Origin of the sequence: Chitinophaga sp. 180180018-3, assembly GCF_037893185.1 — a bacterium.
Taxonomy (GTDB): domain Bacteria; phylum Bacteroidota; class Bacteroidia; order Chitinophagales; family Chitinophagaceae; genus Chitinophaga.
The window spans coordinates 6,873,903-6,897,733 of record NZ_CP140772.1; the positions used below are offsets into that span (position 1 = coordinate 6,873,903).

General features: G+C 48.2%; 10 protein-coding genes. 1 reads left to right on the forward strand and 9 read right to left on the reverse strand.

What is annotated here, in order from left to right; genetic code table 11:
• Positions 1-75: 75 nt before the first annotated feature.
• The 3 genes from greA to rsmA all read right to left on the reverse strand — a co-directional run bounded on the left by greA (position 76) and on the right by rsmA (position 2,413).
• A complete protein-coding gene (gene greA, locus UNH61_RS27000) occupies positions 76-549 on the reverse strand; it encodes a transcription elongation factor GreA (RefSeq protein ID WP_326995112.1) in 474 nt (157 codons plus the stop codon).
• Between the two features lie 182 nt (positions 550-731).
• Positions 732-1,661, reverse strand: coding sequence for an NAD(P)-dependent oxidoreductase (locus UNH61_RS27005; protein WP_326995113.1), 930 nt, complete (start codon positions 1,659-1,661; stop codon positions 732-734).
• The gene (gene rsmA / locus UNH61_RS27010) at positions 1,658-2,413 is read right to left on the reverse strand and encodes a 16S rRNA (adenine(1518)-N(6)/adenine(1519)-N(6))-dimethyltransferase RsmA (RefSeq protein WP_326995114.1); all 756 of its coding nucleotides are present in this window, start codon (positions 2,411-2,413) and stop codon (positions 1,658-1,660) included. The genes UNH61_RS27005 and rsmA overlap by 4 nt, the downstream gene beginning before the upstream one ends.
• A 97-nt stretch (positions 2,414-2,510) precedes the next feature.
• Between rsmA and pdxA the strand changes: the two genes are divergently transcribed.
• A complete protein-coding gene (pdxA, locus tag UNH61_RS27015; protein ID WP_326995115.1) occupies positions 2,511-3,608 on the forward strand; it encodes a 4-hydroxythreonine-4-phosphate dehydrogenase PdxA in 1,098 nt (365 codons plus the stop codon).
• An 86-nt stretch (positions 3,609-3,694) separates the two neighbouring features.
• On the opposite strand, the gene UNH61_RS27020 is transcribed toward pdxA, so the two are convergent.
• From UNH61_RS27020 to atpH, 6 genes are all read right to left on the reverse strand, one after another.
• The gene (locus UNH61_RS27020) at positions 3,695-4,000 is read right to left on the reverse strand and encodes a transcriptional regulator (RefSeq protein WP_326995116.1); all 306 of its coding nucleotides are present in this window, start codon (positions 3,998-4,000) and stop codon (positions 3,695-3,697) included.
• Positions 4,001-4,087: 87 nt separating this feature from the next.
• Positions 4,088-4,738: a hypothetical protein gene (locus tag UNH61_RS27025; protein WP_326995117.1), complete on the reverse strand. Its 651-nt coding sequence runs from the start codon at positions 4,736-4,738 to the stop codon at positions 4,088-4,090.
• 11 nt (positions 4,739-4,749) lie between these two features.
• Positions 4,750-6,906, reverse strand: a complete 2,157-nt coding sequence (locus tag UNH61_RS27030) for a TonB-dependent receptor (protein WP_326995118.1) — start codon at positions 6,904-6,906, stop codon at positions 4,750-4,752.
• A gap of 158 nt (positions 6,907-7,064) precedes the next feature.
• Positions 7,065-21,182, reverse strand: coding sequence for a gliding motility-associated C-terminal domain-containing protein (locus tag UNH61_RS27035; protein ID WP_326995119.1), 14,118 nt, complete (start codon positions 21,180-21,182; stop codon positions 7,065-7,067).
• 378 nt (positions 21,183-21,560) lie between these two features.
• A complete protein-coding gene (gene atpA, locus UNH61_RS27040) occupies positions 21,561-23,138 on the reverse strand; it encodes a F0F1 ATP synthase subunit alpha (protein ID WP_326995120.1) in 1,578 nt (525 codons plus the stop codon).
• Between the two features lie 80 nt (positions 23,139-23,218).
• Positions 23,219-23,779, reverse strand: a complete 561-nt coding sequence (gene atpH / locus UNH61_RS27045) for an ATP synthase F1 subunit delta (RefSeq protein ID WP_326995121.1) — start codon at positions 23,777-23,779, stop codon at positions 23,219-23,221.
• Between the last annotated feature and the right edge of the window lie 52 nt (positions 23,780-23,831).

Consider the following 23,831-nt stretch of genomic DNA (forward strand, 5'->3'; position numbering starts at 1 on the left):
CAATTTATGAAAATTAAAAAGGGGCCGCAAATGAATGCAACCCCTGCAAATATCATGAAAAAGTGCCAGTAGCCCTTATGCTGTTATTGAATCAATTTTAAATTTAAGCAATCCATTAGGAGCCTGTACTTCGGCCACCTCGCCTACCTGCTTGCCTAGCAAACCTTTTCCTATCGGAGAAGTAATGGATATTTTACCTGCCTTCAGATCAGCCTCTGTTTCAGAAACAACCTGGTAAGTAACAGTCTTCTTATTAGCCATATTCGTAATGGTTACCTTACAGAGGATGGATACTTTTGAAGTATCTATAGCATTGGCGCTAACAATACGGGATGTAGCTATCGCCGTTTCAAGTGTGGCAATCTTAGCTTCATGTATACCCTGGGCTTCCTTGGCGGCATCATATTCGGCATTTTCCTTCAAGTCACCCTTCTCCCTGGCTTCTGAAATAGCACGTGCAATTTCAGCCCTTCCCTTTGTTTTAAGGATGGTCAGCTCATTCATCATTTGGTCGAGGGTTTCTTTCGTTATATAATTTATGCCAGACATAACCTGCTGTGTTTTTTTGGTTACAGAAAAAAAAATCAACGCCTCCATTTGCACAGAAGCGTTGTTTACTGGTGTTATTGCAAATATAAACAAAATTCTATAAAGAAAAAAGGATCTTGTTCCAGAATAAAACAACTTGATAATCAAGTGTTTACTCTGGAACAAGATCCCTTCAGGATCTTTTAAAGAATATTTAGTTTCTCCAGCACAATTCTCGCCATTTTAATACTGGCCTCATGCGAATAGCCTGCAATATGTGGAGTTACCACTACATTGGAAGCCTTCAGCAACCAGTCCAGCTGTTCCTTCTCTTCTTCGTTATAAGTGCTCAGCTTTTCATTTTCGAGCACATCCAGACAGGCACCGGATAATTTTCCGGCCTGAAGCGCAGCAATGAGATCGCGGTTATTTACCAGCTTTCCCCTGGCCGTGTTCATGAACCACACTGGTTTGGCAAAAGAAGCGAAGAAGGCCGTATTGCCCAGGTGTTTTGTTTCTGTTGTTAACGGAAGATGTAAACTCACGACATCTGCTTCCCTGAAAATCTCTTCCAGGGTCGACTCTTTCACATTTCCTGAGCCATATCCCTTCTTGTACTTATCGTACGCCAGTATTTTTACATCAAAGCCCTGCAGCTTATGAGCAAAGGTACTCCCGGTGTTACCATATCCTATAATCCCCACTGTTCTGCCATTCAACTCAAAACCCCGGTTACCGTCACGCTCCCAGATCCCCTGCCTCAATTCCAGATTGCTCTTCAATGTATTGTTAAGCAGGCACAGCAGCATACCTACTGCCTGCTCCCCAACAGCATCCCGGTTTCCTTCAGGACTGCTTACGCAATGGATCCCTCTGCTTTCAGCATAGGGTACATCTATCAGCTCCATACCGGAGCCCAAACGACCTATCCATTGCAGCTGGCGGGCATTGTCGATAATGTGCCTGTCGACATGAATGCGGGTGGTAACAATCAACCCTACGCAATCCGCGATCAGACGGTATACTTCGTCGTAACTGATCGATGGCTGGTAGATCACTTCAAATCCTTTGGTCTCCAGCTGTTCAACAAGATACGGATGTGTTTTTGCCGTAATTAATACTTTCCTGCTCATATCATCTTATGGGATAAAGCTGCAAAATCAGCCACGCTCAATTCTTCTGCTCGTTTTGAAAAAATAGGATCCTGTGCCAGCAGTTCCTTATTGAACATTGTTTTCAGTGGATTACGCAATTGCTTGCGCCGTTGCCCGAAAGCAGTTTTTACCAATACAAAAAATTTTCGCTCGGAAGCAATGTCCGCAGGCTGTTCCAGCTTCGTCAGGCGGATAACCGCCGATTTCACCTTCGGTGGCGGATTAAAGCAGTTCTCATGTACTTCAAACAGGTACTCGATCCGGTAAAATGCCTGTAACAGCACGCTCAGAATACCATATTCCTTATTTCCGTGCGGAGCAGCAATCCGTTGTGCCACTTCTTTCTGGAACATGCCTACCACCACACCCACATGTTCCCGCCATTCCAGCAGTTTGAACATGATCTGGGTGGATATATTGTAAGGGAAATTACCGATCATACGGAATGGCCCTTCAAAAGGCAAGGCCGCATCCAGTATGCTTTCGTTGATCAATTTTCCTTTAATAGCCGGGTAGGTTTTCTCGAGGAACTGCACTTTTTCAGTGTCCAGTTCAATCGCTTTGAAGTGTATGCCGGGTAACTGCAACAGGTATTTGGTAATGGCTCCCCCTCCGGGACCCACCTCCAGCACCTGCTGGCCTTCCATTACAGGTAGCGATTCCACGATTTTCCTCGAGATATTCTCGTCAGTGAGGAAATGCTGACCGAGTGATTTCTTTAGTGTATACATTTCGCAGCGCAAATATAAAGCATTTAGCGGTTCTGTACCCCGCAGACACCTAATCCCTCCCCGGGGCGCAAATCCTTACCCGAAACAAAACCGTTAAATGCTTTATATTTGCCTTTCATTGAGGCAACATAGCATGAGTACTACCCAGATCAACAAACCGGTAATAGGCATCACTGTCGGTGATATCAACAGCATTGGCGCGGAAATCATCATCAAAACGTTCCTGGACACACGTATGATGGAGTTCTGTACGCCGGTGATCTTTGCATCCAACAAAACCATCAACTTCTACCGGAAGCTGATGAACGAAAACAACTTCAACTATCAGAGTATCAAAGATTTCACCCGTTTGAACCACAAACAGGTGAACGTTTATAACTGCTGGGAGGAAGAAGTACAGATCACCCCGGGAGTATTAAATGAAACCGGTGGGAAATATGCGGCCAAAGCCCTGGAGGTAGCTATTAAATGTCTGAAAGACGGCTATATCAGCGGCCTTGTTACTGCCCCGATCCACAAGAATAATATTCAAAGTGCCAGTTTCAACTATACCGGACATACCCCCTATCTCCGCGATTCCTTTAACGCAAAGGATGTGCTGATGTTCATGACTGCCGATAACATGCGCGTAGGCCTGCTGACCGAACATGTGCCTGTTGCTGAAGTTGCAAAATATGTTACCAAGGAGAATATACTGGGTAAGCTTCAGTTGATGAAAGACAGCCTCGTAAAAGATTTTGGTATCGACCAGCCACGGATCGCGGTATTGGGACTGAACCCCCATGCCGGCGACGATGGGCTGATCGGCCGTGAAGAAATAGATCAGATCATTCCCGCCATCAGGCACGCCAAAGGTAACGGTATCCTGTGTTTCGGCCCCTATAGTGCCGACGCATTCTTTGCCCGCGAAATGTACAAACAGTTCGATGGCGTACTGGCCATGTACCACGATCAGGGCCTGATCCCGTTCAAATCCCTCGCTGCCGGCAATGGTATTAACTATACCGCGGGCCTGGGCATCGTACGTACCTCTCCGGACCATGGCACAGCCTTCGATATCGCCGGCAGAAACATCGCCGATCCCGATTCGTTCAGACAAGCAATCTTCACCTGTCTTGATATCCTCGGAAAAAGAGAACAATATGCTCAAAACACCAGGAACCCGCTGAAAAAGACGGAACTGGCATCAGAATAAGAAACTGCAATAAGCCTTCAATAAAAAAATGCAGCGGGGAGATTACTTCCCGCTGCATTTTTTTATTGAAGGCTTATTGCTAAAGATTATTCCTTACGCTTTGCACCTGCATTTAAGTACGACTGAATTGATGCTACATAATTCTCGAAAGCTTTTTTGCCAACTACTGTCAGCTTGCAAATGGTCTGAGGATAATTCTCCCGGAACTGCTTTATCACAGTGATATAACCAGCATCCCGCAACTTATTGATCTGCACACTGAGGTTTCCCGCTGTGGCATTGGTTTTTTCTTTCAGCTGCGTAAATTCTGCCTCCTGTTCGCTGATCAGTAACGACATAATCGCCAGCCGTAACTGTGAATGTAATACCGGGTCCAGATCCTTAAAATCCATGTGCGTGCTTTTCTCTTATTAAACTTCAGATATCAAATGAGTTCGGAAGAACAAAATAAATAAATATCTGAATAATTGGATTCCTATTTACTTCTGGCTTTGCTCCAGCAGCTTCTTTGTATAAAATTCACCCCAGTGAGGCGCGATGTTACTCTCTGGTTTAAAAGCTGCAAACTTCGCGAGTGCAGTTTCCAGTGTGGTTTTAGCCTTTGATTTACTTCCACCCCACTGCTCCGGAGTAAACAGCAGCGATTGGCCCTGCAGCATGTAAATACGGGGGTTTTCCGGATTGTATTCCTTCGCTATTTCCAGCTGTTTCGCTGCTTCCGGACCATACTTCATCCCTCTGGACTGTGGATCTACGGTGAGCCTGGCGGTAGCCACCAATGAACGAATGCAGGCGATCTCTGAATTTTTCGGGCTCAGGGCTTCTGCTTTATCCAGGTTAGCTTCTGCCCGATCGGCCAGTGGGTCTAACTGGCTTTTGTCTTTCAACGTAAATGCCTGCATTACTTCCATGTAAGCTGCATAATAATACGGCAGCCACTGAGTTTTCTCTGCATCAGCAATCCGTTCGAAAGTATTACCCTTCTGCTGAAGATTCTCCGGCGTAAATGTACCGGAGCTGTCCAGATCACTTGTTTGTTTGGTCATGGCCTCCTGGTACTGGGCGCTTTGGGCCATCGACATTGTAACCGCGCCACCGGTAAATAAAATAGCTAAAATGATACGTTTCATATGTGTTGCAATTAGAGGTTATTAATAACATCCTGTCTTCTGTCTATGCCAAAATTCATAAACATTCCCAGGTAAATAAATCGTGGTACATTGGGAGTAATCTCATCCCGGCGCAGGCCATCGGTTGAGTAATGATATCCGAACACCTGCTTATTATCCAGCACATTGCTTACCGACAACACAAAAATGGTAAATGCCTTCCGGATATTGGTCAGATAGCTGGCGCTTACGCCTACCGAATTATAGCTTATAGTTCGGTCAGACATGAATTTATCCACCGGCTGATTCGGATTATAGTAAGGACGGCCCGTTGCAAAGGTGTACGTCAATCCCAGGTTTGTGCTGAGCTTAGGCAGAAAGTGCTTATACACGAGGCTGGCCGTATGATTGGCTGCAAAATCAGGTTGCACCCGGTAAGGGTAATTCAGGTAATCGCGCTTGGTATCAAGATAAGAGTAAGAGATCCAGTAATCCACATTCTTGAAAGTTTTACGGTCGCGCCAGAAAACTTCCACTCCCTGAGCGTACCCGCTTCCATTGTTATTATATCCCGGCACTGTTTTAACCAGGTCACTGTACTTCTTATAAAACAACTCTGTCCGGAAAGTATAATCGCTGGCTACGCGCTGAAAACTCGCTATATAATGGGTGGCTTTCATATAGCCCAGCCAGCGGTCGAATCGGAGATACTGCGGCTCCGGTTTCTGATAATAATCGCCATAGGCCACGGAGAACTGACTGTAATTATCCACTTTATACGCCAGCGAAACGCGGGGAGCAAAATCCATTTTGCCTAATACAGAACTGTACTCCGCACGTCCGCCGACCCGGCCTACAAAGCTCGGAGTAAAGTAAACGTCCCCTTCGGCAAAAGCGGCGGTATAATTATCAACGTAACCAGCCCTATTACCGTTAAAGGCCGACTGCTCAACGGCGTATTGGTATTCCCCTCCGAAACGGATAACAGAAAAACGGCCGAGGTTTTTATACAGCATCAGCTTCGACTGGCTCAGGTCCGACCGTACCCTGATACGGTTGGGAACAGGATCTTTAGGCATCGTATCTGTCCGGATATTATCGGTATTACTGCTAAAGGAAATGCCCGCATATACGTGCCAGTTGTTACCGATATTCTCCCGGTAAGTCATATTCGTATATACGTTATTGTTACGAAGCTGAAACGACTCCTTAGCCCCTGGATATTCATAACTGTCTGTATTAAATCCCATATTCGACCAGTTGGCATAACCATAAAATTTAAGCATTCCGGTAGCAGATGTTTTCCGGCGGAAATTCGCAGACGTCCCAATCACTTCAGGACCCAGGTTAGGTATCTGCTTAGGTTTCACCACATTAAAATAAGGCGCCAGATTAGTGTAATCAGCCTCTACGCCATAGGAAGTTTTTTTGTCTTTCGACAAATTATCGATCCCGGCATTGGCACCAATCACAGATACACCCACGGACGAAGACGAACGCTCCGGCAGATCAGTGGATTCGAGGATCAACGCAGATGAAAGGCCTTGCCCGTATTGCGCGGAATAACCACCGCTGCTAAAAGTGGTGCCTTTAAAAAGAAATGGCGAAAAACGTCCGCGGCCCGGAATATCCGGCAAACTACTATAGAAAGGATTCCTAACTAACATACCATCTATCAGCGTTTGAGTTTCATACCCGGTTCCTCCACGTACAAAAAGACCTTCACGGTCGTTTGTTTGTTGCGTACCCGGTAATGTCTTAATTGCGTTCACTATATCAGCTCCCGCACCAGCTGTAGTAACAATATCCAGCGGTTTCAGTACGGTTCCTTTCTTATCATCACTCGCCTCAAAACTGCCGGCGGAAATGGTTACCACCCGCAAGGCATTCACTGCATTCTTCAGAATAATATTGAGCTGCTGATCAGTATCTGTGTTTACCTTCAGCTCCAGCGGCTGGTAACCTGTCAGGGTTGCTGCCAGTACCTGCTCTCCTTTGGTTGAAGTAGTGAACGTAAAAGCGCCATCCGCTCCGGAAGTTGCGCCATCATAGGTACCCTTCACCGCCACGTTTACGCCGGGCAACGGATTCTTCCTGCTATCCGTCACCCTGCCGCTGATCTTATGCTGCGCGGCAGCGAACAGTGGCATGCCCAGGATGAAGTATAGATAAAGGTTGATTTTAAACATATCCAGGGATTAATTTCCATGCAAACATAAACTAGTTTATATTATAAACCAAATATTTAAAAATTAAGAAGGAGAAGGAAGAATTAAGGAGAAAAGCGAAGATAGCAGCGAATTTGATCTCCGCTTTTCTCCTTAATTCTTCCTTCTCTATTCTTAATTTATCTCAGCAGTTCAATCCATCCTTTATAATCTCTTTCACCATTTGGTGTTCTCAGCTTCAGGATATAATAGTAGGTACCCTCATTCAGGCTATTTCCATCCCAGGTGTTCTGATAGTCCTTAGACTGATACACCATATTGCCCCACCGGTTATAGATGAACAAAGACGAATTAGGATAGCGTGAAAGACCAGTAATAATGAACTTATCATTTTTGCCATCCCCGTTTGGTGTAATCACGTTGGGTATGAATATATCATCACCCGTAACCGTTACCGCCGTAGTGGTTGCCCGGTTATTGGTCAAATTCGGATCAGGCAATGCTGCGCTGGCAACAGCGCTGTTTACCACTGTACCGATGTTGGTAACCCTGGTGGTAAATTTAAGTGTAGCCGTTTGTGTTAGTTGCAGACTATCGAGCGTCCATACAATTATTCTGGTACCAGGGTTATAGCTCACGGAACCCATACTTGCATTGAAGCCTCCTGTAACTTCGAGATTATTCGCCAGCGTATCGACTACCATTATGCCGGGTGCAGTAAATGGTCCGGCATTGTTCAATGTAAGTAAGAAATCAGCCAATCCGCCTACCTGTAGCGGCCCTGCGTTGCTCAGTACTTTCTGCAGCTGCAGATCCGCCATCGGCTTAAGACTCACGTCCGTTATTACTACAGGAGTTGTATTGTTACTGGTATTGGCATCTGTAGTTCCACCCGGCGGTGTAATAGTAGCAGTATTACGCAGCTGTTGCAGACTGTTTACTTTACCGGTTATAGCCAGTTGCAGGGAAGCACCCGATGGGAAACTGCCAATAGTTACCTTCAATACATTGCCGGTTATACCCATCTGCAGTCCGCCTGCACCTCCATTGGCCGCCAGTACCTGCACGTAGGCTCCTTCAATATTAACAGGCAGTATATCCGTGATCACTGCGCCATCACCTGCAGAAGGACCTGCATTGGATGCGGTGATCACATAGGTCACTGAGTCGTTATTGAATACACTTGCCGGGCCCGACTTAGCCACCGACAGGTCAAGAAACTTCATGGCTGTCATAACCCGGGTGGTTACTGTAGATGATACCGTGTTATTATTAGCATCTGTGGCAGCGGCTGTGTTGGTAATAACGCCACTGAATTCCGGTTTAATTCTTCCTTTCAATACTACCACAATAGCATTGCCCGCACCAGCGCCGATATCTCCGGTCAACTGTACATTACCGGTACCACTATTAATGCTGGTATGGGCTTTTCCGGAAGCGGCAGCCGTCCAGCTGACGCCTGTCAACGTATCACTTACTATATCCCTTATCATCACACCGTTTGCATCAGAAGGTCCGTTATTTGACACTACAATGGTGTAACGCAGGCTATCCCCTCCATTAGCGATTGTCTGCGCCACCTTCTCAATATTCAGGCGTGAGCTTTGCCTGATAACAGTAGTTTTGGATGCTGTTACAGCAGTCCCATCTGCCTTCTTCAATACTGCGTTATTGGTCAGCTGACCAGCAGCAGCACTGGATGGGATGATTCCATTCACGATGATCTGTATATCGTTGCCTGAGCCTGCCGGAATATCTCCTGCAACAGTGATATTTCCATTGTTGCCTGCGGCCGGGCCGCTGATCACCGCACTGCCGGAAGCGGTGGCCGTCCAGCTGATATTGGTGATCCCTGCAGGTACTATATCCGTTAACGTTATACCTTTTGCATCTGACGGGCCCTGGTTGTTGGCCGATATCACATAGGCAATAGCATCGCCGGCATTCACTGTATCAGGACCTGTTTTTTGAATGACCAGCAGTGTGTTATTTATAACTGTTGTTGTTACGGAAGACGTATATGCGGCACCGTTATCATCTGTTGCCTGGGCCGTATTGATCATGTTACCAATATAGCCAGGCGCAATCACTCCATTGATCAGCACCTGTACACCATTGCCTGCACCGGCCGGAATAGCTGCATGGAAGGAAATCTGATTACCTGTACCGGTTACAGCTGTGCCGGGAGCAAGTACGGCATTGCCAGATGGTATCAGTTTCCAGGTCACCTGTTGTACTTGCGGCGGCACTACATCCATGATGCTGCCATTGCGCAGATCAGACGGGCCGGTATTCTCAATGTTGATTACATAAACGATCTCATCGCCCGCATTTGCAATGCGCGGGCCTGATTTGGCAAACTGAATACCTGGTTTATTAACAACCTGCGTAATCACAGAATCTCCGGTTACGATGGTGTTGTGGTTCTTTACAACAGCACTGTTGGAGATAAGTCCGGTTACTCCTGCCGGTACCAATCCGGTAATATTTACCAGGATGCTGTGATCCGGGCCGGCTGGCAATCCTGCAGTTACTATCACATTATTTCCACTTCCACTCGCACCACTATAAATCTGTGTTCCTGCCGGTGTTACATTCCAGTTAACATTGGTGATGGTTGCCGGCACCATATCGCTGACTACAATTGTATCTGCATCAGACGGACCATCATTGGTTACCTGCAATGTATAATGGATGATATTGCCGGCGGCAATGGTATCCGGCCCCGACTTGCTGATATGTAATGCCGACTGCCAGGTTACGGTGGTGATCACCGGCGTTGATACAGTAGTAGTACCATTGTAGGCAAAGGAAGCGGTATTCGTAATATTTCCGGAGAAAGAAGACTGAATGGTACCACTAACGGTAACGAGTATACTATTAGCTGCCCCGGCTGGTATGTTTGCTGTGAGGTTTACATTTCCGGCGCTGTCTTTAATATTACCTCCCTGTATGGAGGCATTTCCTGTGCTGGTAGCAGACCATACCGGTTTCTGCAACATGGCCGGTAACAGGTCGGCAATCACTACTCCTGCGGCATCGGAAGGGCCTTCGTTATTCAACGTAATACTGTAGGTAATGGTGCTTCCTGCCACGGCTGTAGTCGGTCCGGATTTGACGATGCCCAACCCTGGTTTGGCATACACCTGTGTTACCACCTTATTGGAAATATAAGTATTGCCGCCGGCTGTTGCAGTGGCCTGATTATTCACCGGTCCGGTAAAGTCAGGTTTCAGTGTGCCTGTGATGATTACATGTACTACATTGACGATACCAGCCGGAATACTGGCTGTAAATGCCACGTTGCCGGTTTGCTGCTGCAGATTACCACCGTTCACGGCTGCCGTACCTCCGGCAACGGCCGACCAGGTTACATTACTGAGCATAGCAGGCAACGCATCCGCCACATTGACGTTAACAGCATCAGATGGCCCGTCGTTATATACATCTACTGTATAGGTAATTGTACTACCCGCTGCAGCGCTGTCCGGTGCTGCTTTCAGTAAGCGTATACCCGTTTGCGTTACAAGAGCAGTAGTCACCGTATCACTCATTGCCGGTCCGGTTACCGGCGCTACTGTGGCTACATTCACCAGATTCCCGGTTGCCGCAGCATCGATAGTGCCGCTGATATTCACTACTATATTATTGCCGGCACCTGCCGGGATGTTTGCTTTGAAGCTTACATTACCCGCCTTGTTGCTGATATTACCACCACTTATCGTTGCCTTACCATTAGCACTGGCAGACCAGATTATATTATGCAGGCCGGCCGGCAACAGATCGCTGATAGTGACACCTGTAGCGGAAGACAACCCATTATTTCCAACGATGACGGCATAGGATATCTGTTTTCCCGCAGCAGCTGCAGCCGGGCCTGACTTACGGATAGTAAGTCCCGGCTGATTCTGTACCAAAGTACTCACCTCATTACTTCTCACACCGCCTGCCACAGCGGTATTCACCAGGGAGCCTTCAAATCCGGGATCTGTTCTGGCGCCTATCCTTACTGTTACCAGCCCTCCTACGGGGATATCCGCATTCAGCTTCACCACATTGCCGCTGCCGGATGCCGGCCCGTTAATAGTAACATTGGTACCGGTGGCGCTCCAGGTTACATTGGTCAGTGCAGCAGCAAGGGTATCAGCTATTGCTACGCCTGCAGCCGCCGACGGGCCATTGTTTCTTATCTCCAGCAGATAACTCATCGTATCCCCTGCTATCGCATTAGCCGGCCCCGATTTCACAATCAATATGCCCGGAGATGCGGTCACATTGGTGTTTACCGTCACTGTTGCCGGAAGCGGATCTATCACGCCCGGCGCCGGTTGTGCAGTGGCGGTATTAACGATCACACCGGTAAACGCCGGATCTACCACACCGTTCACGGTGATAGTTACCAGTCCGGTACCCGCGGGAATATTCGCTGTCAGATTGATCGTATTTGTATTGCCATTCGCCGGTGTTACGGTAGCACCGCCAGATACAGCAATGGTCCAGTTTATCGCTTTAATGGCTGCCGGCACTGCATCGGAGATAGTTGCACCGGTAGCATCTGCCGGACCAGCATTCCTTACCGCTATCACATAAGTGATCTTCTCACCTGCAGCCATAGTGGCAGGAGCTGTTTTGTTAATGCGGAGGTCTACTGATTTATTTACCGACGTTACCACCGTGCTGGTTTTGATATTGCCAGCAGCTGCAGTTACCGTATTCACAATCGTGTTCGGCGCCAACGGATCTACTACACCTTTTACCCTGATAGTAACAGTACCACTGTTATTCGTACCGCCGATTTTCGCATTAAAGGCAATGTTATTGCCAGTACCACCAGTAGTGCTTACCGTTGCATTACCGGTAGCTGTTGCAGTCCATACCACGCTAGTAACAGCAGTTGGTACATCATCTGTTATCACCACCGGATTTGCATCAGAAATACCGGTATTGTCCACAACAATGGTGTAACTGATAGTGTCTCCAACATTAACGGTAGCAGGGCCCGATTTGGACACCTGCAATCCCAGATCAGTGGTGATGGCAGTGCTGATGCTACTGGTATTATTTGCCGGCACGGTTTCCGTTACGTCAGGAGGCGTAGTAACAGTGGCAGTATTATTCATCGCGCCGGTAGCCGATGGATCTACTGCTCCGTTGATAGTAACAATGATGCTGTTGCCTGCACCTGCTGCTATATCGCCAGTCAATGTGATACTGTTGCCATTTACAACGGGTGCGCTGTTGTTGGCATTACCGGAGGTAGTAACGGATACACTATGTATGGTCACAAAATTTGGAACCATATCAGCGATGGTTGCTCCTGTAACATTTGAAATACCGCGGTTAGTAATCTCCAGCTGATAGGTCAATGTCTGTCCGGCCGCAATATTTGCAGGTCCTGATTTTATGATCACCAGATCGGCTTGCTTATGCACACTGGTAATAACGGAAGAAGTCACCGGTTGCGGATTTTCAAAATCAGCAGGCGGCGTTGCTGTCACGTTATTCGTGATACCGGAGTTATTCGTTGTGGATGGATCAATCGCCCCATTAACCGTGATCGTGATACCGCTCACGCCATCAGCAGGCAGATTAGCAGACAGGTTTACATTGCCGCTTCCTGAGCCCGCGCTTACCGTAGCTGTCCCCGTAGTAGTAGCCGTCCACACAGGATGTAATATCGCTGCAGGAATAAAGTCTGTTACAAGCACGCCTTTCGCATTAGACGGCCCTATGTTGTTCACAGTGATCGTATAGGTGATATTTTCTCCGGCAATGGCAGTACCCGGCCCACTCTTCACCACTCTCAGATTTGCGCGGCGTTTCACCACTGTGTTCACACTGGCACTTACCGGCTGTTGGCCGGTAATAGCTGCCGTAGCTGTATTGGCCAGGTTTGTACCGGTGAAATCAGGATTCAGTGTGCCCTTCACCGTTATATCGATACCGTATCCCTGTCCGGCAGGCAGGTTGCAGTTCACACTTATATTTCCATTACCGCTGCCAACATCTACGGTAGCACCGCTACCGGTAGCCACGGCAGTCCATGCAGGGTTGAGTATAGCCGGATCAATCAGATCTGTAATATGCACATTCCTTGCATCGGAAGGCCCGTTATTCTCCAGATGAATGGTATACGTAACCTGTTCCCCGGCAAACAATGCTCCCGGCCCGTTCTTGCTCAATTGCAGCAGCGATTGGCTCATCACCTGGATGGTTGCAGTGTCGCGCACTCCATTGGGCTGATCAGCGGAAGATGCTACTGCAATATTTCTCAACGACGTTCCGGTGAATGACGGATCAATAGTTCCCTGTACCGTTATCAGCACTGAATTGGCTCCGGCCGGGATATTCGCTCCAAGGGCTATCTGATTGCCCGTACCAGAGGCCCCACTGGTAACAGTGGCACTACCGGAAGCTACGGCTGTCCAGCTCACATTTCTAATGTTGGCAGCAACGGTATCAGCAAAATTAACTCCGGTAGCATCAGACGGGCCATTGTTCCCCAAGCGGATGGAGTAAATCACTGTTTCCCCTGCCGCTGCTTTTGCAGGAGCAGATTTCGCTACTGTCAGCATTGTTCTCCGCACTACCTGTGTGCTGGTATTATTGGAAGGTACCGCCGGATGACCGGCAGGAGTAGCCAGCGCTATATTATTCACTGTTCCCGTAAAGGACGGAGCTGTTGTACCTGTAATAGTGATCGTAATATTATTGCCAGCCCCTGCCGGGATACTACCGGTTACCGTGATGTTGTTGCTCCCGCTGCCGGATCCACTCTGCACACCGGCGGTGCCCGCCGCTGTAGCAGTCCAGCTTACATTTCTGATCACTGCCGGCAATGCATCCGTGATGGTTACAGCCGGAGCATCGGACGGTCCGATGTTGGTAGCTACAATGGTATAGGTGACTGGCCCACCTGCAAACACCGTATCCGGCGCAGTTTTCACTATCTGGATGCCCGGCGCATTCATCACATTAGTGACAACAGTATCGCTCCTGGCCGTGTCTTTCTTATTCACCACTGCGGATGTTGTATTCAACAGCTGACCGGTAAAGTCAGCGGCAATTTTACCTGTAACGTTGATAAAGACGTGATTAGCAGTGCCTGCATTCAGGTCTGAATGTACGACGATGTCGTTTCCTGTACCAGTAACACCGCTGAGTATTCCACCACCTCCGGTAACTGATGCCGTCCATGTTACGTTAGACACCTGCGGCGGTACGATATCCTGTATCAGCACATCCTTCGCATTAGATTTTCCATAGTTGGTTACAACCAATGTATAGCTGATATTTTCTCCTGCTCTGGCCTGAGGCGGACCTGTTTTGCTGATACTGATAGCTGGTGAATTAGTAATCACAGCCGATGTGGATGATGTTACCGGAGCAGTTCCGCTGATGCCAGCAGATGCTGTATTAGTCAGTGTTCCGGCGGCACCGGGATCCACGGTTCCGTCTATGGTAACAGTTACTATTCCGTTACCGGCCGGAATGTTGGCTGTAGCAGCCAGCATATTGCCATTACCAGCAGCACCCGCAGTAACAGTGGCACCACCGGTTCCCGCAGCTGTCCAGCTGGCTGCTTTCACAATAACATTCAATGTATCCGTGATATTCACGCCTACTGCATCAGACGGGCCTGTATTGGTTACCTGCAATACATAATGGATACGATCGCCGGCTTCAACAGTAGCCGGACCGGATTTAACAATCTGCAATGCCGATTTGCTGGCAACATACGTCACTACAGTATCAGATGGTTGTGGCGTGCCGCCATTCACTGTTCCTGTTGCGAAGTTCGACAGGCTTCCTGTGAATGATGCAGGTACTGTTCCCTGGATGTTAATCACGATATACGCCTGCTTACCAGCGGGGATATTACCTGTTACATTCACCGTATTGCTGCTTCCTGTAGCGCCGCTGCTAATAGTAGCACCATTGGCCGCAGAGGCAGTCCAGCTGACGTTGGTTAATGTTGCAGGCACCATATCCTGTATACTCACATTTGTTGCATCAGATAATCCATTGTTTTCTACGGTTACACTATATGCGACCGGCTGGCCGGCAACTGCTGTATCTTTACCTGTCTTGCTAATACTCAATACCGGTTTATTAACAATATTTGTAGTCACTACATTAGAACTGGTAACAGTGCCCCCGGCAGTGGTGATAACTGCCTGGTTATTTACTTTACCAGCAAATGCCGGATCAATTTTTCCCAGTATAAATACATCTACTGAATTAGCATCTCCTACCGGCACGTTCACGATTACCTGTGCTATACCATTCACTACCTGACGGGAAACCACACTGGCACTTCCATGCGGTATTGCGGATACGCCCGGATTCAATATTGCCGCCGGTATTGTATCTGTAAATACAGCATTCACGGCATCCGACGGACCATTATTGACGATCTTAACCAGGTACAACAGGGTACCACCAGCTGTGCCGGTAGCCGGACCGGTTTTAACCAGCGACAGGTCCGGGTTGTTGTTGATCTTCGTAATTACCTCATTAGAACTCACAGGCGGCTGACCATTTACAGCTATCGTAGCTTCGTTGTGAAGGGTTCCTGATGCCGACGGACTCAGTGTTCCCTGTATCGTAATAGTTACCCCATTTGCAGCACCAGCCGGGATATTTGCATTTACAGAAATCGTATTCCCGTTACCGTTAGCACCGCTATTAATAGTAGCAACTCCCGTAGCTACAGCATTCCAGGTTACTCCGGTAAGCATATTAGCTACTACATCCGAAATAACAGCACCCACCGCATCCGAAAGTCCCGTATTGGTAACTGAAATAGTATAGGTTACCGGCGTACCTGCATCTGCAGATGCAGGGCCCGACTTCACAACCTGTAATACAGGTTTGTTATCTATAATGGTTTTATTGAAAGCTGTTACAGTTGTATCTCCCGGTATTCCTGCTGTTGCAGTATTCAACAGTGTATCCGTAGCAGATGAAAGCACTATGCCATTCACCTGTAAGGTTACAATATTCGCTGCGCCAACGGGTATATTTACCGCAGTGCTGATATTATTGCCACTGCCATTCGCTGGTGCGCCCGCAGCTACAGTGGCGGTGCCGCCAGTTGCTACCGACCAGGTAACTCCTTTAATATTGGCTGGTACTACATCTTTCAACTGTACGCCAACAGCATTGGAAGGACCGGCATTTGTTAGTTTGATCAGATAACTGATGGAGGCACCTGCAGTTACATGCCCGCTGGCGGGCCCCTGCTTAACAAGCGTCAGTCCTGTAGTATTCGCCAACACGGTATTTATCGTATTGGAATTCACCGGTGTTCCTCCCGGAGACGTAATACTGGCGGTATTTGTGAGGATGCCGGTAGCACCCGGATTGATAGTACCTGTAATGGTTACTGTAATGGTATTACCTGCTCCTGCAGGCAATGTAGCATTGAAGCTCACATTTCCGCTGCCATTCATCTGGCTGGCAGCAGCACTGCCTGCGGCTGTCACAGTCCAGGTTGGGTTATTAACTGCCGCGGACAGCACATCGGCCACAACAGCATTTGTTACATCAGACGGACCGTTATTTACCAGCTGTAACTGATAGGTAATGGCAGTACCGGCAATAGCATCTGAAGGCCCTGTTTTGTTGATGCTCAAACTGTATTTAGGGCTGTATGTATCGGTATCTGTTGCATTGTTGCCAACAGGATTAATATTATTATAGCCAGATGGTATATCAACGGTAGCTGTATTGGTCAAAGGGCCGGTGTATCCCCCCGGTATGCCTATCGTTAACGTATATACGATCTGTCCGCCGGCCGGTATGTTGATTACCTGGTTAACGGGCCCGGTTCCTGAATCTTTAGGCAGGCTTCCAGCTGGTGCAACAGCGGTCCATGATGCAGTAGTGATCCCCGCTGGCAACGGGTCCCTGAAGGTTGCACCAGTAAGCGCAGAAGGTCCTTTATTTACAATTGTAATGGTATAGGTTGTACTGGTTCCCGGCGTATATACGTCGGTGTTATCTGTTTTTGTGACCACTACTTCTACTGATCTGGTCACCGGTGTTACAATAGTTGCGGTAGCCGTCGTGGAATCTGGTATGGTAGCAGGCGGCACGGCAGTAGCCGTATTCGTCAGACTGTTACCTGCGAACTGCGGTGTTACATGCCCGGCGATGGTAAGGGTCACCTTATTCCCGGGAGCAAGCTGCACGCCCGTCCAGGCGCCGGTTACGCTTGTATAGCTGCCGGCAGATGCAGTATACGTATCTGCTATAAAACCATTCGGCAGGGTATCCGTTACTGTAAACACTTCTCCGGATTGGATCGTAGAAGGTCCGTTATTGGTAATGGTAAGCGTGTAGGTAAGCGGCGCGCCTGCTGTTGCAGTAGCCGGGTTGGCTGTTTTACTGATACTCAGGTTTGTATGCCCGGGTTTAACAATAATGTACACCGTTGCCTGTGAGCAGGCCCCCTGGTTATCACACACCTGGTATATATACGAATCTGTTCCGGTAAAGCCTGGATTGGGTGTATAGGTAAATGTTCCATCTGCGCGCTGCACCACGGTACCTGATGTTGGCTGCGCTATGAGCGTAGGGGAAACAGTAATAGGCTGCTTTTCCGGATCACTGTCGTTTGTCAGCACATTACCACTCGCCGCCACATCCCTGATGGTATACACCGTATCATTTACCGCCACCGGTGGATTATTGGGCACGGTGCCGGTTACACTGGATGTGTTGTTACCAGGCACCGGGTCAGGAACATCTACAGGCGGTGTAACAGTGGCAGTGTTGCTGATCACCGCTCCTCCTACTGCTGACGATGCAACGGTACCCGTTACCGTGATCACTATCTTATTCCCCGCAGCAAACGGTAAATCACCACTTGCAGTGATAGAAGATCCCGTACCCGCCGTTGGCCGTAATGCCACATTCGTACCTGTTACTACCGACGACCAGCTGGCATTGCTCATTCCCGCAGGTAATGCGTCCTGCAGGGTGAATCCATAAGCATTTGAAGGCCCGAGATTATCAACGGTAATGGTATAAGTCAGCGGTCCGTTTGTTTTGTAGTTGTTGCCCGCATCCGACTTGATGATCCTGAGATCTGCCTGCCGGGTATAATTCAATACCAGTGTATCAATGCGTGGCGGGCAATTGCCGTTACTGATGGTCCATGTCAGCGTAGCGCTGGTATTAGGCTGCAAGGTGGCTGTGGTAGACGGACTGGAAGGACTGGCAATAGTTGCTGTGCCTCCGATAACTGCCCAGGTTCCGCGCCCATTCACGGGTGTATTCCCGTCGATAACAAAAGTACCGTTGTTATATTTAGTTTGGTCAGGACCGGCATTGGGCACATCAGGGCTCGCATATACCTGTATCTGCACCGTATCGGCAGAAGGCGGGCAGTTGCCGCTGCTGATGGTCCAGGCCAGGGAATAGATTCCCGGAGCGAGGTTCTGTATGGTTGTACCCGGAACATTTACATTCCCGAATGTCAGCTGAGATGGGCCCGAGATCTGCTTCCATACACCGGTGCCTGACGTAGCAGTATTTCCACCCAATGTGGTAGTGGTGACGTTACAAAGCTGCTGACCGGGGCCTGCATTCGCCGTAGTGGGCAACGGATTCACTACTATCTGCACCGTATCCCTAGATGGTGGGCAGCTGCCATTACGAATCGTCCATACAAAATTATAGGTACCTGTAGTAAGGCCACTCAGGCCGGAAGCAGATAAGGTAGTATCAGCAAATACTGCATTGTTAGGACCACTTACCTGTTGCCACACACCGGTACCCACAGTGGGTGTATTCCCGCTGAGCGTAGTAGTTGCAACGTTGCACAATTGCTGATCCGGGCCTGCATTAGCAACTGTTGGTGTAGCGCTGACGTTAATGTGCATTGTATCTATTGCAGTGCCGCAGCCGCCGCTGCTGATAGTCCACACAAAAGTATAAGAACCGGGTACCAGATTGGTGATACCTGTTGTAGCAAGATTTATATTATTGATGACAGCCGTATTCGGTCCACCGGAGAGCTGACTCCAGGTACCCGTACCCTGTGTTGGTGCGGTAGCGCCCATGGTGGTAGTGGTTACACCGCATAGCTGCTGGTTCGGTCCGGCCTTGGCAGGCGAAATTCCCGGGCTGACAAATGTTGTATCCCTCATGATGTTGTTACAACCGCCCCCGGAAGGAGGGGCATCACATTCATGTTGCGGGTCAGTAGGTACGGCAATCGTAGGGTCAGAGGCATCTACATCCAGGTCGGTGGCGGAGCGTAACAGGCTTGCCTGAGCGATGGCCAGGGTTGCGGGCGCCGGCGATGTAACAGTTACATTGAAAATATATTGCGCAGTAGCACCTGCTGTAAGCGTTACGGAATCCACATACCCGGTGGTCGCAACGGAGCTGCCCGTGCCGAAATAGCCGCCACCGGAAGTGATGGTTCTACTGGCCAGCGCAATCGTATTCAGGGCGGTGGGAACACTGAAATTGAAACGACCGTTCACTGCGGAATCCGGACCGTTGTTACGGATGTTCACCTGCACCTGGTACGGCACATTCAAACATCCCTGCTTTCCGGGCGGCATCACCATGGAAACCACCTGCAAATCCATGATACGCCGCGTATCTACCACGTCACTGGCCGTATTATTGGCCGTATTGGCGTCAAATTCATTGGCAACAGTAGCCGTATTGGTAATGCTGTCCGGTGCATTAACAGCTACCGCAACAGGGATGGTAATCGGAGGATACGTGGCTCCGGGCGCCAATACATCACTTCTGGTGGCGGTAATATTATTTCCGCTTTTGGAGAAAGTCCAGCCGGATCCCGAAGGGGTTCCGGCGGTCATCCCCGCCGGTACAATATCCTTTACAGTTACTGTGCTAAGCGCTGGTTTTGCATCAACACCAACGTTATTAACTGTCAATGTATAAGAGCCGCTGAGGCCTTTCCTCAGGGTACCGGCATGTGTTTTAGTGATCGCCAGGTCTGGAGCAATGATCTGGGTGCTAACCGTGGAAGTATCGTTGGTGGGGTCCCCGTCGCTGATGCCTGTTGCAGCGGGGCTTACATAAGCAGTATTGGAGAGTATACCATTGGCCGGTTTTCCCGTAACGGTTCCTGTCACAGTAAAGGTAGAAATACTGTTGGCCTGCATGGCCAGTGTTGCATTCGATAAACTGGTGCTGGTATACCCGGTTGCAGTATTGCCCGCGGTGCCACTGAAAGCCACATTAGTGATGTTAAATCCATTACCCGGTGTAAATATATCCGTAAGAGGCAGGTTGCTCACCGCTGCACTTGTCTCGTTATATACATTCACGGTATACACCAGTTGGTCGCCCACTTTCGCTACCGGTTTATTTACCAGTTTCTGGGTTCTGATATTACCGGGAGTAGTGATAATAAGGTTCCGTACTTCATGCTTATTAACTGCTCCGCCTGTGGATGCAGCAAAACCCAGCTTCATCCGGGTGGGGGCTACAGCCGTGATATTCACCGGCCCGAACAGTGTGGTTAATGTTCCTCCCGGTGTTGTGGTTGATTTAACTGTCAATATAAACTGGCCGGGAGCACTGGTATTGGGAACAAGCACCACCTGTACCCGTCTGTAAAACTGCGTTGGTGTTGGCCGGGTGGGCGTCAGCAACGGATAATCCAGCGACTGACCAACATTTACTCCCTGGATGTATGCATAAGTAGGAGCAGGCCCCCTGGCAGAAATATAATCCCTGTAAAGCGTACCGCAATTGGTGCTTTGTCCGCCCACCTTTCCTTCACTACAATTGGCGAAGTTTCCATACTCATCTATCCCCACACCTACATATCCTCCGGCCAGACCAGTATTCCCCGTGGTTGTGGATTGTGCATACCCCAGGCTTCCTCCTCTGGAACCCAGACTGAAAGTAGCTGCGGTGATATTATCATTGAACAGAAATACAGAAAAACCGTCACCTCCATCGAAGCTCGGATTCGGATTAGTTACTCTCCAGGACACATATTCAAAATCCATAAGGACTCCTAATGTTGATGGGAATCCCTGATTAACAAAACCGTATCCTACCTGATTATTGACATCTTCTGTTAATCGCAGCCACCCCTGGCCTGCCGGATCAATAGTACCGGAAGTCAGCTTGGCAGCTCCTCCCAGGGTTACATTTCCTGCCGAATTACTTTTAAAATCCTGCGTTATAGTAAACTGGGCTTGTGCACTAAACGCCAGCAAACAGCTACAAATAATGAAAGTCAACCTGAACGAACACTTCACGGTAGAGGTAGCGGAGAGTATAGATACACCCATGCAAAAATGGTTTTAACAGCAAATCAGAGCAAACTTATTTCGGACAAACAGCACAGGTCGGGGGCACACGACAACCAGGGAATACAGCAAAAACAAACACACAGCATCAAGAAAACAAACGATCAACTAAAAAGCAGGAGGCTATGAACGGGATAATATAAATAGTTCTATGGTTGACCTAAAGTGGTTAACTGTAATTAGCTTTCCTAACAAATGTAAGGATGCTGAATAAATAAACAACGAAAAGAAAGAAAAAAAGTTCAGCAGATATACATAATAATTAAATATTATTTAAAAGAAGTATTTAAAAAAGATGTGATAAAAAAAGGTCTTACCGCAGTGGTAAGACCTTTTATATTTTTCAGCAATTGTTATTGCTTATACGAATCTTGGTTTCAGTTCGTTGGCGAGTGTAACCATTTTCTTGATACCATCTTCCGGCAGGTTACCTTTCTTGAATTCGGCAAGAACATCCGGTAAACGCACCTGCATTTCATTCAGGAAAGCTTCTTCGAAGGCTTTTACCTGTTTAACAGGAACATCACGGAGAAGGCCGTTAGTACCCAGGTAGATCATAGCCACCTGTTTTTCTACAGCATATGGAGTAAACTGCGCCTGTTTCAGGATTTCCACGTTACGGGCACCTTTGTCGATAACTGCTTTGGTAGCAGCATCCAGGTCACCACCGAATTTGGAGAAGGCCTCCATTTCGCGGTATTGCGCCTGATCGAGCTTCAGGGTACCAGATACTTTCTTCATGGACTTGATCTGCGCGTTACCACCCACACGGCTTACAGAGATACCTACGTTGATCGCCGGACGAATACCTGCGTTGAACAGGTTACTTTCCAGGAAGATCTGACCATCAGTGATGGAGATTACGTTGGTAGGGATGTAAGCAGATACGTCACCAGCCTGTGTTTCGATGATAGGTAATGCAGTCAGGGATCCGCCGCCTTTTACCAGGTGTTTGATAGAATCCGGCAGGTCATTCATCTGCTTAGCGATTTCATCTTTGCTGATGATTTTCGCAGCGCGCTCGAGTAAGCGGCTATGCAGGTAGAATACGTCACCAGGATAAGCTTCACGTCCGGGAGGACGTTTCAGCAGCAGGGATACCTCACGGTAAGCAACCGCCTGTTTAGACAGATCATCATAAACGATCAGTGCAGGGCGGCCTGAGTCGCGGAAGAACTCACCGATAGCAGCACCGGCAAACGGAGCGTAGAACTGCAGCGGAGCAGGATCAGCAGCGTTTGCAGCAACGATGGTAGTGTAAGCCATTGCACCTGCTTCCTGTAATGTTTTCATTACACCAGCAACAGTAGAAGCTTTCTGACCAATCGCTACATAGATACAATATACTGGTTTACCAGCATCAAAGAATTCTTTCTGGTTGATGATAGTGTCGATACAGATAGCAGTTTTACCAGTCTGACGGTCACCAATCACCAGCTCACGCTGTCCACGGCCAATAGGAATCATCGCATCGATCGCCTTTACACCTGTTTGCATAGGCTCTTTTACAGGCTCACGATACAATACTCCCGGAGCTTTACGTTCCAGCGGCATTTCATAGAGTTCACCTTTGATGGGACCTTTACCATCTATCGGTTCACCCAGTGTATTCACCACACGTCCTACCAGACCTTCACCTACATTGATAGATGCGATCTTATTAGTACGGCGTACTTTATCACCTTCTTTAATACCTGTTGACTGACCCATCAAAACCACACCCACGTTATCTTCTTCCAGGTTCAGCGCAATTGCTTTAACGCCATTGCCAAATTCCACCAGCTCACCATAACGTACATTACCTAAACCGTAAATACGGGCGATACCATCACCCACCTGCAATACGGTACCAACCTCTTCCAGGTCGGCAGAAGCATTGAAGTTGCTTAACTGCTGGCGTAATATCGCCGAAATTTCATCAGGTTTAATATCAACCATAATTATGATTTTAAAAAAAGTCGTTAGAAAATTAGTATAACGACAACAGCTTTGCGTGTACGCAGCGGCTGCTGTATTGATTAACGTAAATCAGATACGTAAATATTCTTGTTGAATTGCTGTTTAATGTCTTTCAGATCACGGAGTACAGAAGCATCAAACAGGTTATCGTTGGATTCGAGTATAAAGCCACCGATCAGTTCAGAATTTACAGCTGTTTCCAGGCTAATCTGCTGCGTGGTTTCACCAGCGATCTTTGCCTTGATTACATCCAGCGTAGCAGCATCCAATGGTACCGCAGTGGTGATTTTCACCTGGCTGATATTCTTCAGTACCTGGTATTGACGTTTAAATTCAGTAGCAATTTCAGGCAACGCACTCTCACGGCCTTTGTTCACCAGCAGTGCGATAAAACTGGCAGTAGGAGCACTGATTCGTCCTTCCAGCACCGCGCTCAGTATTTTTTGTTTTTTGTCCGCTTTGATGATCGGGCTTCTGAGCAAACTCACCACATCAGGGTTGCTTTTCATCACCTGTTGTAAAAACTGCATATCGGTATTCACCGCTTCCAGCTGGTTCAGTTCCTGAGCCAGGTCTACCAATGATTTTGCATACCGGGATGCTAAACGGGGATTTTGCATATAGCTATTACCTTTTAACTTCCTGCCTTCGTGTTGTCACGAACGCCGGAAG